We start from the raw sequence: 15150 nt of genomic DNA, 5'->3' as shown, positions 1-15150 counted from the left end.
CGGAGGTTCGGATATGTTCCGGGACCGCGGTCACGGCCCGGCGGGTCATCCGGAGCGACCGGCGGCGGTCCGGTCATGAGCCGCCGTTCCTTCCCCGAGGGGTTTCTCTGGGGGGTCGCCACGTCGGCCCAGCAGATCGAGGGCTCGCCGAGCGCCGGTGGTCGGGGGGAGTCGATCTGGGACGTTTTCGCGTCCGTCCCCGGAAACATCGAGGACGGATCGAACCCCGGGACTGCGTGCGATCACTACCGGCGTTGGCGGGAGGATCTGGAGCTGATGAAGCGGCTCGGCATCGGCGCCTACCGCTTCTCCGTCTCCTGGCCCCGCGTCTTTCCCGACGGAGGGGGAACGCCGAACCCCGCCGGTCTCGATTTCTACGAAGCGCTGGTCGACGGATTACTTGAAGAGGGAATCGTCCCCTTCCTCACGCTGAACCATTGGGATCTTCCCCGGGCCCTGCAGGATCGGGGGGGCTGGCCGGAGCGGAGCACCGTGGGGGCGTTCGTCGATTACGCCGCCGCCGTCGCCGAACGGCTCGGCGATAGGGTCCGCCACTGGACCACCCACAACGAACCGTGGTGCGTCGCCACGCTCGGCTACGAGGAAGGAGCGCACGCGCCGGGCCGGCGGAATCCGGAGGAGGCGCTCCGGACCGCCCATCATCTGCTCCTCTCCCACGGGCGGGCGGCCGCCGCGATCCGGCGGATCGTTCCGGAGACGGAGGTCGGCATCGTTCTCAATCTCTCGCCCGCCTGGCCCGAGACGGAGAGCGAAAGGGACCGGGACGCGGCGCGCTGGTTCGACGGATTCTTCAATCGTTGGTATCTCGATCCCCTCTTCCGGGGGCGCTACCCGGAGGACGCGATCGCCGACCGCGTCGCCCGCGGCCACCTGCCCCCCGGCGGACTCCCCTTTCTCCGGGAGGGGGATCTCGAGGAGATCCATAGTCCCCTCGATTTTCTGGGCGTCAATTACTACAGTCGAACCATGCTGCGGGCCGACGAGAACGGCCGGCCGGTCGGATTCGCCGGCGCGCCGGAGGAGGAACTCGACCTGATGGGGTGGGAGGTCTTTCCCCGGGGTCTCCACGACATCCTCCTCCGCGTGCACCGCGAATACGGGCCGCCGGCGGTCTATATCACCGAGAACGGAACGGCCCTCCCGGACGAACCGGACGGGGAGGGATGGATCCGGGACGAGCGGCGCGTCGATTACATGAGGCGCCACCTGGCGGAGGCGCACCGGGCGATCGAGGCGGGCGTCCCCCTGCGGGGATATTTCGCCTGGACGCTCATGGATAATTTCGAGTGGGGCCACGGCTACACGAAACGCTTCGGCCTCTTTCATGTCGATTTCCGTACGGGCGAGAGAACGGCGAAAGAGAGCGCCCGGTGGTATCGGGACGTGGCGGCCGCGAACGCGGTCGACGGTCGCGACTGATCATCCCTGAGGAGGTACCCGTGAACAGGAATCGTAGAATCCGGGTCGCCGCGTTCCCGCTGGCGGCCGCCCTGATGTTGTTTCTCTTTTTAGGCCCCGCCTCTCCCGCCTTCGCCGCCGACCCGTCGGGCGGGACCTCGGTTCGCGTGGTGTCCGACTACGAGGGGCAACGGCTCCTGGTGGAGGGCGAGGAGATGATGGTCTTCGGCATGAACTGGGGGTACATGCCGATCGGCGAGAATTACAATTACAGTCTCTGGAATCAGCCGGACGACGTGATCGAGGCGGCCCTCGCCCGGGAGATGCCCCTTCTCCGGGAGATGGGGGTGAACGCGATCCGCCAGTACGCCGGGATTCCGCCCCGCTGGGTGCGCTTCATCTACGAGCGCTACGGCATCTACACCGTCGTCAATCCCCTGGTGGCGCGGTACGGCTACACCCTGGACGGCGTCTGGATTCCGATGGTGGACTATTCGGACGCGCGTCTCCGCGCCGCCGTGAAGGCGGACATCCGCGCGCTGGTGGAGGAGTTCCGCGGCGTTCCCGGCGTGCTGATGTGGCTCCTCGGAAACGAGAACAACTACGGGCTCTCCTGGAGTTCCTTCGAGATCGAGGCGCTTCCCGCGGGGGAGAGGGACGCCGCGCGCGCGCGCTACCTCTATTCGCTCATGGGGGAGATCGTGGACGAGATCAAGCGTCTCGATCCGCACCGTCCCGTGGCGATGGCGAACGGCGACGTGCAATACATCGACATCATCGCCGAGGAATGCGAAAACCTGGACGTCTTCGGCACCAACGTCTACCGGGGAATCTCGTCGCGCGACCTCTTCGACGTGGTCAAGAAGAAGATGAACATCCCGGTGATGTACACCGAGTTCGGCGCCGACGCCTACAACGCGAAGGAGATGCGCGAGGACCAGGAGATGCAGGCGCGCTATCTCATCGGCCAGTGGGAGGAGATCTACGAGCAATCCTCGGGGAAGGGGCGCGCGGGGAACGCGATCGGCGGTTTCATCTTCCAGTGGAGCGACGGCTGGTGGAAGTACGGTCAGGAGGACCGTCTCGACATTCACGACACCCACGCGTCCTGGCCGAACGGCGGGTACGTCGAGGACTACGTGGAAGGCGAGAACAACATGAACGAGGAGTGGTGGGGGATCACGGCCAAGGGCCCGTCCGACCACCGGGGCCTCTACGAAGTCTATCCGCGGGCGGCCTACTACGCGTTGCGGCGCGCCTTCGCGCTCGATCCCTATGACCCCGGCACCGACCTCGGGAAGATCCGGGCCCACTTCGGCGGCATCCACCCGGCGGCGGCGGCGCTGGAGGCGCGCGGAGACGGGGCGGCCCTCCTCGCCGAGAAGCGCGAGTGGGTCCACCTCTCCGGCTTCCGCGCGGAGTTCGAGACCTACAACACCGGCGGCGAGCGGACGAGCACGCCGCCGAGTTCCGCGACCCCCGGGACGAGCTACCCCGCCTTCCGCGGATTCGACCAGCTGCAGTCCTTCTACGCGGAGTTCGAGGCCCGTCCCGCGGAGAACGTGACCGGCATGTTCTCGGTCAACATCCTCGGAAACGTGCCGGACAATCCGATCGACGAGATCTTCTACGAGAACCGCGGGCGCTCCCGGACGGTCGCGTCGGAGGACGGGGAACTGGATGTGGGCTCCCTGGAGAGGGTCAAGGTGTACCAGGCGTCGATGAGCTGGGACGACCGCCACTTCCTCCTGGACGGCTTCTACCGGACCGGGCACCTGCACTGGCAGTTCGAGGGGGACTTCTTCGGCCTCTACCGGAACGCCTATTACGGGAAAAACATCGACACCTATAACGGCATGGCGCCGGTCGGTTTCGAGCTCGCCGCCAAGGGGAGCCTCGAGGGGCTGAAGGTCGCCTACGGTCCCCAGCTCTGGTGGGGCGCCAACCCGGCGGTCCTCGTCAAGTACCGGCGCAACGTCGGTCCCCTGGACGCGACGGTGGTCTACCACGAGGACATCGCGAAGAACGAGTCCGCCACCTCCTCCATCGCCGTCCCCCTGCCGGAGACGCGGAAGCTCTCGCTCCAGTTCGCGACGAGTCTCGGCCCCTTCGGCGTCGAGGCGGGCGGGCTCTGGTCGGGGAACACCAAGGTGGGGGAGCAGTTCCAGATCGCCGAGGAGACGGCGACGGGCTACCGGGTTCTGCGCGACGAGGTGGTCGACTCGGACACCTACGGCGGCAAGGTGAAGCTCACCCTGGAGAGGGGGCGGTGGCACTGGTACGCGCAGAGCGCCTACATGGGGGTCGTCGCCGACGCGGGGCCGACGGAGACGATCACCTTCACCGGTTGGGGCTTGAAGGATTCCGGTTCGGGGAACCAGTCGAACTTCCTGACCGGTCTCGCGGTGAACATGGGGAACTTCCAGATCGGGCCGAACATCCTCGTCCAGAAACCGATCGTGGGACCGATACCGGGGGACGTTCCCGCCCCGGGCCGGCCGCGCAACGTGCGGGACGATCCCTTCGCGGTGCTGGGGAACCGGGAGATGTTCGGCGCCGAGCTGATGATCGCCTACGATCCGACCCCCGCCACATGGGCGTGGGCGTGGGACAACGTCGTCCGGGAGGACGCGCGGTTCGCCGCGAGTCTCGGGATCGTCTACCGCGACATGAAGACCACCCGCGACGCGACCATCTACATCGCCGAGGACGGCGTCACGCAGTACGCGCACGCCGGCGCGCCGCCGGCTCAGGAGCTCTGGGAGACCCAGCTAGGGATCATCTCCAAGATCTCGCCGCGCACCCGATTGGCCGTCGGGATCTACGCAGGCACGGCGGAGCCGAACGGCTGGGATCCGGACGGCGAGGATTCGACGCTGAACCGCGTCATTCACCGTTACGGGATCGGCGCCCGTCTCGATCACGGACCGTTGGCGTACGTCGCGTACGTCCGGATCGACGACTTCGGTCCCTATGACTACCACCACGACTTCAACCTGACCTATCCGCTCCAGCTCATGGGCGATCTGTCCTACAACCTCGGCGCGCCGGCATGGTTCGACCTTCCCAATACCCGTGTCGGGATTCGGGGAACGTGGCGCTCCTTGAACGTGCATTCCAACCGCTACTGCCCCGGCCTGGACGCGGAAGGGGAGTGCGATCCGACCATCGACGCGGACGACGGGAGCGAGTGGGAGATCCGGACCTACGTGCACCTCTCCATTTGACGCGAACATTCGCGGCGTAAAAGAAGCCGGGGCCGGTCGAAACCGGTCCCGGCTTTTCCTCGCCCGAGAGGGCGCCGGCGCTCCTATTCGGCGGCGTCCGGTTCCCCGGCCGGCGCGACCCGGCCCCGCCGGCGCTCCAGTTCCATGCGCACCTCGTAGGCCTTCTCCTCGGTGATCGGGAATGTCGTCACCACCCAGATGGCGATCGCCGATGTCACCATGGGGATGCCCGCGTCGAAGAGGCGCAGGAGAATGATGGTCCGCGCCGCCTGCGCCCCCTCGTAGGCCACGTCGAACCCGGTCGCGTTCAGCAGGTAGCCGCCCCCGGCCAGCGCCGCGGAGAGGCCCAGCTTCACGGTCCACCAGAAGATGGACCCGAACATCCCCTCGCGGCGCTGATGGGTCTTCAGCTCGTCCGTGTCCACCACGTCGGCGACCATCGAGGGCATCAGCGTGAAGAGTCCGCCGAGGCCGAAGGCCATGAGCGGCGCCGGCACGATCACCAGCCAGGGATGGTTCGGGTTGTAGCAGATCCACTTCAGCCCGTAGCCGACGATGGACACGCCGGTGGAGACGAAGAAGGCGCGCCGCTTGCCGATCCGCGTGCCGAGCCAGGTGATGAAGGCCACCACGGCGAAGGTGGAGACCGCCCCCACCGAGCCGGCCCATCCGGCGTACTTGGCCCCCTCGGTCTGGTCGCCGGTGCAGACGTAATAGATGATCACGTAGAAGGCGAAGGACGAGATGAGAATGAACCCGTTGAAGATCAGGAAGGTGGCGGCGCAGAGCTTGAGGAACGAACGGTTGGCCAGGGTGACGCCGAAGCCATGGAAGAACTCGGCCAGGTTCTGCTTGAGACTCCGCCCGGTTCCGGACTCCGCCTCGGCGAGGGCCCGCATGCGCTCGCGCAGGAAGATCCCCGGCAGGATTCCCAGGCCGATCGCCACCACGGCGATCACGACCGCCAGCCCCGCCGCCCCGGCCACCTGGTCCGGTTCGCCCGCGGCGTTGCGGAAGAACGTCCCCGAGTTCATGATCCAGAGGAACCAGGGGGAGACCACGTAGGCGAGCTGGGCGATGAAGTTCTGCGTTCCCATCAGCCGGGTCCGCTCGTGGTAGTCGGGGGTCAGCTCGTATCCGAGGGCGACCCAGGGGGTGGCGAACACCGTGTACCCCATGTAGAAGAGGATCGAGCCGGCGAGGAACCAGACGAAGTAGAAGGTCTCGCTCCGCCCCTCCGGGAGCTGCCAGAGAAGGGCGAAGAGCAGGCCCGCGGCGATGGCGCCGCCGAAGATATAGGGGCGGCGACGGCCCCAGCGGCTCCGGGTGTTGTCGGAGATGAATCCCATGAGTGGATCGGTCAGGGCGTCGGTGAAGCGCGGCAGCGCGCCGAGCAGGCCCACCAGCACCGGGTTCATGCCGAGCCCCAGGTTCAGGACGATCATCATGCCGCCGCTCGCCGCGGCCAGCAGGTTGTTCACGAAGGCGCCGGCGGCGTAGGTCAGCTTATGGGGGAACGGAATGCGGTCTTCGGGAGCGGTCGGGACGTGGGAGGGAGGGCTCATGGGATCACCTCGATCGGCCGTCCGGATCTCGCGATCCGCGCGGCGGCGCCGTCGGGGGCGGGATCAGGAATCGGACCCGTAGACGCGGACCCAGTCGACGAGCATGGTCTGCGGGAAGACGGTCGATGCGTTCGGCGGACCGACATAGTTGCCTCCCACGGCGACGTTCAGGATGATGAAGAAGGGGTCGTTGAAGACCCAGCGCGTCCCGGCGGGAAGATCCCCCGGCCGGATGGTCTGATAGTCGTCGCCGTCGACGGACCAGGTGATGCCGTCCTCGTCCCAATCGACCGCGAAGACGTGGAAGTCCTCGTCGAAAGATCCCTCGGACAGTTCATAGGAGGCGGAGCGGGCCGAGCCTCCGGAGTAGCCGGGGCCGTGGAGACTGCCGTGGACGACGCGCCGTTCCTGCCCACGGTACTCCATGATGTCGATCTCCCCGCACTCCGGCCAGCCGACCGTTCCGATGTTCGCGCCGAGGAGCCAGAAGGCGGGCCAGAGCCCCTGTCCGACGGGGAGCTTGATGCGCGCCTCGAAACGCCCCCGCGTTTTCTGGAAGAGCCCCTGGGTCTTGATGCGCGCCGACGTGTAGGCCCGCCCCCGGTACTCCTCCTCCCGGGCGATGATCGCGAGACGGCCCTCCCCGTCGAGCGAGACGTTCTCGGAACGGTTCGTGTCGTACTCGAGCTGGGCGTTCCCCCAGTCCGTGCCGATGTCGTAGGTCCACTTGGCCGGGTCCGGCGACCGGCCGGCGGCGCCGTCGAACTCGTCCTGAAAGACGAGAGACACCTCCGTCGGGTCCGTCCCGCAACGCCCTCCGAAACAGAGGATCCCCGCGAGCAGGACGCAGGCCGCGCGGAGACGGGCGCTCATCGGGCCGCGTCCTCCGCCGTCTTTTCGGTTTCGACCGCGATCGCCGGGAAGAGCCGCGAATCGGAAAGGGCGGTCTTGAGCACGAGGGTGGCGGCGCCGACGGCGACCGACCGCGGTCCCAGTTCGCTCGCCCGGATCTCGGCGGCGGCGACGGAGCTGATCAGGGTTCGCGTTTTGATCATCTCCCGGAGTGGTTCGAGGAGGGGTTCGCCCACGCGGGCGAGATCGCCCGCGATGACCACGAGGGAAGGATTCATGACGTTGATGAGGCCCGCCACGGCGATGCCCAGATGCTCCGCCGCCTCGCGCACGATCCGGAGGGCGAGAGGATCGCCCGCGAGGGCGCCGTCCTCGATTCCGCGGACCGTCGGTCTGTTCGAAGAGAGCGGGCTCTCCGGGTATTCGGGACGAAGCGCCGCCGCCCGGGCGACGAGCGCCGGTCCGCCGACCAGGGTGGCGAGGCAACCCCGGAGCCCGCAGATGCATCGTTCTCCGTGCGGGTCGATGGCGAGGTGGCCGATCTCGCCGGCGACGCCGGTGGCGCCCCGGTAGATCTCCCCGCCGATCACGTGCCCCGATCCGATCCCCGTCGCCACCTTGATGTAGGCGAAATCGTCGACGCCGCGGCCCGCGCCCCACCAGTGCTCGGCGAGGGCGCCCAGGTTGGCGTCGTTGTCGACCAGCAGGGGGACGCCGTAACGCTCCTGGAGTTCCTCGAGACCGAGCCGTCCGTCCCAGTCGGGAAGAACGACCTTCGACAGGGCGTCCGGCCGGGACGGATCGATGGGGCTCGGAACGGCGACGCCGATCCCGACGAGCGGCTTTCCCCCGTGCGGCTCCGACGCGAGGCAGGCGGCGACGAGATCGGCGATCAGCGCGCGGCTCCCCGCGGGATCGGTGCGGACCGGGTGGTCCCGCGACTCCCAGGCGAGCACGTTCCCCCGGAGGTCGGTGAGCGCCGCCGCCACGTGATTCGCGCCCATCTCGACGCCGATGATGACGCACGACTCGTCCTGGAACTCGAGAACGATCGGCCGTCGTCCCCCGCGGGACTCCCCGACTCCCCCCTCGGCGACGAGCCCGGTGGGGAGGATCTCACCGACGATCTCCGACGCCGTGGACCGGGAGAGGGCCGCCCTCCGGGCGATCTCGGCCCGCGAGATCCGTTGTTCCCGCCAGATGAGACGGAGCACCGCGTCGGCGAGAGGCCGGGGGCGATCCGGTTCGGTCCGCCTGATCCCCTTGCGCAATCGATCTTCGCTGTTCAATCGTTGGTCTCCTACGCCGCGCCTTCCGCCCAGCCTACTTGTGGAAGTAGATGTTGTCCACGAATACGGTCCTCGCGTCGGTCGAACTCAGGACGAGAAAGGCCAGATGGTCCCGCGGCACGGCGAGCGAGAAATCGTCCAACGGAATCTCGAGGGAAGACCAGACACCCGGCGTGAAGACGGGCGTGGTGGTCCCGTCGAAGGCGAGCTCCGCTTCGCCGGCGTACTGGCCCGCGGCGTTCCGCGCGATGATTTTCACCTTGAAGTCGGTCCCCTCCGGCGCCCACACATCCAGATGGAGGTGGGTCATGTCGGAGGCGTCCACGGTCACCGTCGAGAAATCGATCCCTACGAAGTTGAGTTCCGTGTAGAGCTTGACGCTGTCCCCCTGGATGGTGAAGTCCTCCACCTGCGCGGTGGACCACGCCCAGAAGGTGTTCCACATGTCGACGGTGATGTCCAGGTAGGCCTCGCTGAAGAGGGAGGTCACGTCGACGGCCGGCACGGTGGGGGTGGGCGCCGGCGTCGGCGGCGGCGCGAGGGCGGTGACGGCGATCGATCCGGCCGCGTCGATCGTATCCAGCTTCGCGGTGATCAGAGCGCTCCCGCCGCCGACGATGGAGATCACTCCGTCCGAGACGGTCGCCACCGCTTCGTTGGAGGAGAGGTAGTCGAAGTACGCCGGCATGTGGGTCACCGTCACGTCTTCCCCGTTCACGTCGAAGGTGACACGCGTGCTGTCCGGGTCGGCCTTCGCTCCGACGAAGACCTGCAAGGTATCGGTGGCCAGCGCAGGACGCGGATCGGAGATGAAATCGAGGCTGTCGAACAACACCTCGTCGAACCAGATCGTGTAGCCCGTCCCCTGCTCGTATCCTTCCGCGAAGAAGAAGAGTCCCCCTTCCAGGGCCAGCCTTTCGGGGAGCGGGATGGGGATGATGACCCACTGCCACTCGGTGGTCAGCGGGATGGCGTGCCTCTCCGCCGTGTAGAGGGAGGTCCCGGTGTTGTCGTTTCCGAGACCCGCCACGTCGAGGGCGGCGTCCATGCTCGCCTTGGCGTAGAAGGTGAGGGCGTTGTAGCCTCTGAGATCGCGGACGTTGAAGGTGGTGAACGCCCCGCCGGCGTAGGTCCCGTCCACCGCCCCCGGGCCGGGAACGGTCACTTTCAAGGAAGCCGTCCCCGATCGCGGATTCTCCGTGTCGATGTCGACGGCGTCGGTCTTGGATCCGAGGAACGCTTGGAAGTCGACGGCGTCGCCGAAGTCGTCGTCGAAGACAACGGGATCGGTGCTCGCCGCGGCGAACGGGAGTCCCGTCGTGTCCCTCTCGGCGCAACCCGCGAGAGCGAGGACCACGAAAAGGAGCGCTCCGACCGCCCAGTTCCGGTTTTTCGGCTTCATTTCACGCCTCCGCGATCGATTCGGGATACATTGGTAGAGGATCCGGCCGATCCTCTTGCTTTGTTCGGACTCCGATCAAAGTATGAATGAGAGACGAGATTCTGTCAACAAGCAAGGAACCCCGCACCCATCGGGACTCACCGGTCGGATCCCACGCCTCCGCCGGAGGGGCGCCTCCGGACGTCGGTAAGGTTCTCTTCGTCGCGGTCTGCGTAAGGATTCCCCGGGTTCCGTGGCGGTTCCAGGAGGGGATCGCGCTCTTTTTTCCTCTCATAATCGATTGCAATGATGGAAGTTAAAAATCTTGGTTCGGTAACCGAACAAAATGCTTGATTCGGAGACCGAACATAGTCTATACTACACCCGTTGGATAACACCAGAGGATACCGCCTTCGAGGGCGAGGGGAGAACTCCGAAGAAACACCATCTCTCGATGGCTGGAGATAGAACGAGGAGTCAGAGAAACGATTCTCAGGAAGGAGTGGAAAGAATGAAGACCTTTGCTATCGTGCTTCTGTCGGCTCTGCTGATCCCGGCGATTTCTCTCGCGCAGACTACGTACAGCCAGGACTTCGAGAGCCTGCCTCCGGTCGACGGTTCGCTCTCCGGCGATGGCTGGCTGAACTACGGAAACGTCTTCGATCCGGGTGGCGGCTACATCGGCGGGTACGGTCCCTATTCCGCCGTCAACAACGTGGGCAACTGGCAGGACATCGTCACCGGTGAGGGCGGCCCGGCCCAGGGCGCCCAGCAGATCGTGGTCTACAGCGACTACGCCAACGGTGAACACGGCAACGGCAACTGGGTCGAGACGAACCTCTACCAGGAGTGGACCGTTCCCGCCGGCGCCTCCGGCGTTTGGAACTTCACCTTCGATGCCAAGATCGGCAACCTGGAGGGTAGCTCCACGGCGCTCGCCTTCATCAAGACTTTGGACCCCAACGCCGGTTGGGCGATGACCAATTTCATCACGGCGGACATGACGACCACACCGGTCACCTGGACGGGCTATCTGCTCAGCATCGACATTGCGGGCCTGGACAACCAGATTCTGCAGATCGGTTTCTCGACGACGGCCACGAATTATGAGGGATGCGGCGTCTTTTACGACAACGTGAATTTCGCCCCCGACGGATCCACCGCGGTCGAGAACGAGAGCTGGGGCGGCGTGAAGTCCCTGTTCCGGTAGTTCTCCCGAAGGAGGAACCTCCTTCATCACGGAGAGGGCCCGGGACTCACCGGGCCCTTTCCATAGAAAGGAAATCATGAACTCTCGCAAGATGATCTTGACCGGATTGGCGGTCGCGTTCCTGGCGTTCGCGATCCCCGGCATCTCTTCCGCGGCGAATATCCTGGTGAATCCCGGTTTTGAAACGGGCGACCTCACCGGTTGGCAGGTTTTCGGAGTGAGCCCCAGTTCCAACGCGACCGTGCAGTCCGGCGATAACGGGCCCTCGGCGCCCGGCGACTACAACACTTTCCTGGACAACCAAGCCCAGGCGCTGGCTCTCGTTCTGAAGCAGTCGACCGCCGTCGGCACCGCCGGTCCGGGGACGGTGTACTACTCCTTCGATCTGAAGCTGGATCAGGCGGATTTGGGCGGCGTGCTCTTCGTTCAGATCTTCGCGGAGCAGGAAGGGATCGGCGTCATCGGCGGCACCGGCCTGATGGGTCCCTACTGGCCGTGGGGCGCTTGGACGAACTTCAACGGTTCCTTCGAGGCGCCGGCGGGCACGGACTTCCTCACCATTCAGTTCGAGGCCGTGACCGGCGCGACGGTCGGCTCCAATTGCCGTGCGCACGTGGACAACGTCAGCCTCGATCAGGGCACGACCGCCGTCGAGGCGACCAGTTGGGGCGGCATCAAGTCCATGTACCGCTAGTGCGGCGTCCATTCATTCACGGGGCCGCCTTCTTCCGTAAGAGGGCGGCCCTTTTTCGTACCGGGGAGGTATCATGAAAAAGCTCATCCTCTTCGTCGCGGCGATGATCGTATCCGTCAACGCCGCCCACGCCCAAATCGGCGCGCTGATCTGGGAAGAGGATTTCGACGATCTGGACGACTGGCTCAAGATCACCGGCAACGGATACTGGGGCTGGGGAAACGGCGAACTGGAGTACTACAAGGAAGAGAACGTCGAGATCGCGGCGGTTTCGGGAGAGCCGGGGAACACGGCCCTCCGCATCACGGCCAAGGAAGAGAGCGGCCCCGGGATCGTCGATCAGTGGGGGAATCCCCTCCACTACACATCCGGGAAGGTCATCAGCAAATCGTTCGTGAGCGTCCGCTACGGCATGATCGAGGCGCGGGTCAAGATACCGGACCTCGACCTCGGTGGTTGGCCGGCGGTGTGGCTCTTGGGAACCGCCAACTACGCTTGGCCCCGCAACGGCGAGATCGACATGATGGAGATGGGGGGGAAGCAGGTCTACCGGGATCTGCACGACACGCACAACGGCGGGAACGGGCTGGACAACTCCACGGTCAACGAGTCGGCGGGCGCCAACGCCATCTTCTATTCCGACGCCGCCGTCAATCCGGGGAATCCCTCGGGCGCGGCCAGTCTTTCCTGGGATCCCGATGACGAATACTGCCGCCCCTACTTCAGCTACGCGCCCCCTCTCGTGGAGCGCTTCCTGACGTACCGTTTGTATTGGGACGAGAACAGCCTGCGGTTCACCGTCATCGATGACTCCGTCGAGTACGACCTGTACGATTCGCCCTTCTCGATCGACGAAGAATCCGATGAGTTCCGGAGCCCCTTCTACCTGATCGCGAACCTCGCCGTCGGCGGGGCGTTCACCGACGCGTACAATCTCGGCGATCCCGGGAGCGGCGCGCCGGTTTCGATGCCCTTCCCGGCGGAGATGGTCGTCGACTACATACGGGTCTATGAATGGAACGGCCAAGGCGAGGTCCATCTCGGCCCTCCCGACGCGGAGAGCGGCGCCTTCGGGATCTTCACCGACGAAACCCCGACCAACGGAGGTCTGGAGGCGGGCGTCTCCTCCGAGATCTACGTGTGGGAGGGTACGCTGACCGACGGATCCATTCCTCCTTATGAGGGTCCCAACGGCATCTCCTGGCAGACGACCGGTCTCGGTTGGTTCGGCGCCGGCATCATGTCGATTCAACCTCTGAACCTGTTCGGCTTCGGCGACGGACATATCAAGTTCATGATCAAGATTCCGGCGGGCGTCACATTCAAGATCGGGATCATCGATACTTGGGGCAACCAGTCCTATGTGACCTTTCCGGCCTATCAGACGACCTACGGTCTGGTCCGCGACGGCGAGTGGGGGCAGGCCGCGATTCCGGTCGACGACATCCGGGGGCTCTACATGGACCTCCGCATGCTGAGCTACTCCTTCGTCATCCTCGAGGAGAACGGGACGGCCTGCGAATTCGCATTGGACGACATCTACTGGGACGCGGGAATCGACACGGGTGTCGAGGAGGCCGAGGCCGCCGGTGTGCGCCGGTTCCTCCCGATCTCGAACGTCCCGAATCCATTCAACGCCTTGACGGAAATCCGATTCGATCTTCCCTCGGGCGGTCCCTACGAGATCGTGATTTTCGACGTCGCCGGGCGAAGGGTGGCCGGGTTCCGCGGGATCGGAAACTCCGGTACCAACACACTGCAGTGGAACGGCCTCGACGATTCGGGCCGGCCGGTGAGCTCGGGGGCCTACTTCTACCGCCTCGAAGCGGGGGAGCGCCGCGAGACGAGAAAGATGACGCTGGTGAAGTGACGGGTTCCGATACGGGCGGCGCTTCGTCTTCGATCGGCCGGAATCGGCGGAAGACGAACCCGCGGGGAAGACGGAGACCGGAGATCACTCGGTCAAAAAAAGGCGGCTTGGGTTTTGCCCAAGCCGCCGAATCATAAGAAGTGGGATGCCCTAATTAAAGAGCTTCTTGATCGATCCCCAGGAGGAATCTTCAATCCCGACCGGGCAGGTGTAATAGTAAGTCACAACGACCCCGGCGGACGCGCTGGTGTTGAACGGGGCTTCGCGGTTTTGGCGTTGGTCGCCGCCTTTTTTTTTCGTGTTTTACCGGATATTCAGGGCTCGCTCCCTCGAGGATTTCCCTTTCCCCTCATCGGGCTCTCAACAAACGTGTTGCCGCAACCCCCTGTCTGTTATATGATATAGAGTAACTTTTCGGATCGAATTCCCCCCCCCAGCCGTGTCACTCAACGGGCCGCGCCGAGAGCATCCATGCCGCGCAGCCGATGGAGGTGCATTCATGCGCAGAGGTTATCTGATCACCGGCGGTCTTCTGATCGCGATGGCGTTCGCGGCGAGTGCTTTCGCGGATTGTTGGTGCGGAAACGGCTACAGCGATCCCAACACCAACTTCGTGGAAGCGCAGGTCTGGCCGGGCGATCCGGACGGAATGGGGACCCTCACGTCGATGGACTTCATCTACACCACCGACAACACCGATCCCAAAAATTCGGGGACGGCGGTGACCGAGCCGGGGACCTTCTATCAGTACAACAGCAACAACGACTGGTACCAAGCGTGGCTGACCGCGGTGGGCGGCGACCTGGTCCGCTGGTACGTGGTTTCCACGAGCAGCGACGGCAGCGTCTGCGAGTCCGATGAGTTCTCCTTCACCTCCGGCGTCGCTCCTCCCGAGGTTCCGAACCTCGTCGGCGATTGTGAGAGCGAACTCGGCGGCGGCGACTGGAGCAACGGCGACGCCCTGACCGACATGGCCGATCCGGAGATGGACGGCATCTATAGCGTGACCCTCACCGCGACCGCCGACTTCACCGCGGGCGGCGGCTCCGGTTACCAGGTGGTCGGCGTGAGCGGCAGCTGGAGTCCCCAGTATCCGGGCGATTCCAACATCCCGATCAGCTTCGTCACCAGTGACGTGGTTGAATTCTTCCTGGACACCAACCCGATGGTGGGTTGGTCGCCGGAGTCGAACGCGGCTTACGACGGCAGTCTCCTCGCCGCCGGCCACACCTGGGCGGCGGTCGGTGATTGGCAGGGTTGGGATCCCTCCAACGTCGCGACGCAGATGGCCGACATCGGCGGCGGCGTCCTCCGGGTGCAGGTCTACTTCGACTCGGGCATGCTCGGAACGCACGAGTACAAGTGCGCGGCCAACGGCGGCTGGGATCTCCAGGCGGGCGTGAACGGCTACGGCAGCAACTCCGGCACCTGGTCTTTCGAAGTGACCCAAGAGGGCTGGGTGGGGTTCTATCTCCACGAGTCCGGCCGGATCAAGGTGGTCTTGGACGACGTGACCGCCACCGAGAACGCTACCTGGGGCAGCGTCAAGACGCTCTTCCGGTAGTCGGCGATCCGAACATTCGCATACGGGAAGGGGCGGGATCACTCCCGCCCCTTTTCTTTTGTCTCGACGCGGATTGGAT

General features: G+C 65.3%; 10 protein-coding genes. 6 read left to right on the top strand and 4 right to left on the bottom strand.

Annotated features, from left to right (window positions below; all coding sequences use genetic code 11):
• Window positions 1-75: 75 nt before the first annotated feature.
• Together JW958_12130 and JW958_12125 are read left to right on the top strand one after the other, a co-directional pair.
• Entirely contained in the window at window positions 76-1440 is a 1365-nt protein-coding gene (locus JW958_12130) for a beta-glucosidase (protein ID MBN1827002.1), read from the top strand.
• Between the two features lie 20 nt (window positions 1441-1460).
• A complete protein-coding gene (locus tag JW958_12125) occupies window positions 1461-4646 on the top strand; it encodes a glycosidase (protein MBN1827001.1) in 3186 nt (1061 codons plus the stop codon).
• Between the two features lie 83 nt (window positions 4647-4729).
• Here the strand turns inward: JW958_12125 and JW958_12120 are convergent, their stop codons facing one another.
• From JW958_12120 to JW958_12105, 4 genes are all read right to left on the bottom strand, one after another.
• Complete coding sequence (locus tag JW958_12120; protein MBN1827000.1) at window positions 4730-6211, bottom strand: MFS transporter; 1482 nt, start codon at window positions 6209-6211, stop codon at window positions 4730-4732.
• 63 nt (window positions 6212-6274) lie between these two features.
• A complete protein-coding gene (locus JW958_12115) occupies window positions 6275-7084 on the bottom strand; it encodes a glycoside hydrolase family 16 protein (protein MBN1826999.1) in 810 nt (269 codons plus the stop codon).
• Window positions 7081-8352, bottom strand: a complete 1272-nt coding sequence (locus JW958_12110; GenBank protein ID MBN1826998.1) for an ROK family transcriptional regulator — start codon at window positions 8350-8352, stop codon at window positions 7081-7083. Before JW958_12110 ends, JW958_12115 begins: the two co-directional genes overlap by 4 nt.
• 34 nt (window positions 8353-8386) lie before the next feature.
• Window positions 8387-9754 carry a hypothetical protein gene (locus JW958_12105; protein MBN1826997.1) on the bottom strand — a complete coding sequence of 456 codons (1368 nt, stop codon included), beginning with the start codon at window positions 9752-9754 and terminating at the stop codon, window positions 8387-8389.
• Between the two features lie 490 nt (window positions 9755-10244).
• Here JW958_12105 and JW958_12100 point away from each other — a divergent pair, with 490 nt between their 5' ends.
• The 4 genes from JW958_12100 to JW958_12085 all read left to right on the top strand — a co-directional run bounded on the left by JW958_12100 (window position 10245) and on the right by JW958_12085 (window position 15071).
• The gene (locus JW958_12100; GenBank protein ID MBN1826996.1) at window positions 10245-10943 is read left to right on the top strand and encodes a hypothetical protein; all 699 of its coding nucleotides are present in this window, start codon (window positions 10245-10247) and stop codon (window positions 10941-10943) included.
• 76 nt (window positions 10944-11019) lie between these two features.
• The gene (locus tag JW958_12095) at window positions 11020-11637 is read left to right on the top strand and encodes a hypothetical protein (GenBank protein MBN1826995.1); all 618 of its coding nucleotides are present in this window, start codon (window positions 11020-11022) and stop codon (window positions 11635-11637) included.
• A 73-nt stretch (window positions 11638-11710) separates the two neighbouring features.
• The gene (locus JW958_12090) at window positions 11711-13507 is read left to right on the top strand and encodes a family 16 glycosylhydrolase (GenBank protein ID MBN1826994.1); all 1797 of its coding nucleotides are present in this window, start codon (window positions 11711-11713) and stop codon (window positions 13505-13507) included.
• A 499-nt stretch (window positions 13508-14006) separates the two neighbouring features.
• Entirely contained in the window at window positions 14007-15071 is a 1065-nt protein-coding gene (locus JW958_12085) for a hypothetical protein (GenBank protein ID MBN1826993.1), read from the top strand.
• Window positions 15072-15150: the final 79 nt, after the last annotated feature.

This window comes from Candidatus Eisenbacteria bacterium, from assembly GCA_016930695.1.
In the GTDB taxonomy this organism is placed as follows: Bacteria; Orphanbacterota; Orphanbacteria; order Orphanbacterales; family Orphanbacteraceae; genus JAFGGD01.
Note: the sequence above shows the minus strand (reverse complement) of the source record. Positions and strands in the feature narration are given on the sequence as shown.

Bases quoted from the DNA above. Each gene is read 5' to 3' on its own strand.
- JW958_12120 (MBN1827000.1), bottom strand. From the start codon at position 6,211: ATGAGCCCTCCCTCCCACGTCCCGACCGCTCCCGAAGACCGCATTCCG.
- JW958_12095 (MBN1826995.1), top strand. From the start codon at position 11,020: ATGAACTCTCGCAAGATGATCTTGACCGGATTGGCGGTCGCGTTCCTG.
- JW958_12090 (MBN1826994.1), top strand. From the start codon at position 11,711: ATGAAAAAGCTCATCCTCTTCGTCGCGGCGATGATCGTATCCGTCAAC.
- JW958_12085 (MBN1826993.1), top strand. From the start codon at position 14,007: ATGCGCAGAGGTTATCTGATCACCGGCGGTCTTCTGATCGCGATGGCG.
- JW958_12130 (MBN1827002.1), top strand. From the start codon at position 76: ATGAGCCGCCGTTCCTTCCCCGAGGGGTTTCTCTGGGGGGTCGCCACG.
- JW958_12105 (MBN1826997.1), bottom strand. From the start codon at position 9,754: ATGAAGCCGAAAAACCGGAACTGGGCGGTCGGAGCGCTCCTTTTCGTG.
- JW958_12115 (MBN1826999.1), bottom strand. From the start codon at position 7,084: ATGAGCGCCCGTCTCCGCGCGGCCTGCGTCCTGCTCGCGGGGATCCTC.
- JW958_12100 (MBN1826996.1), top strand. From the start codon at position 10,245: ATGAAGACCTTTGCTATCGTGCTTCTGTCGGCTCTGCTGATCCCGGCG.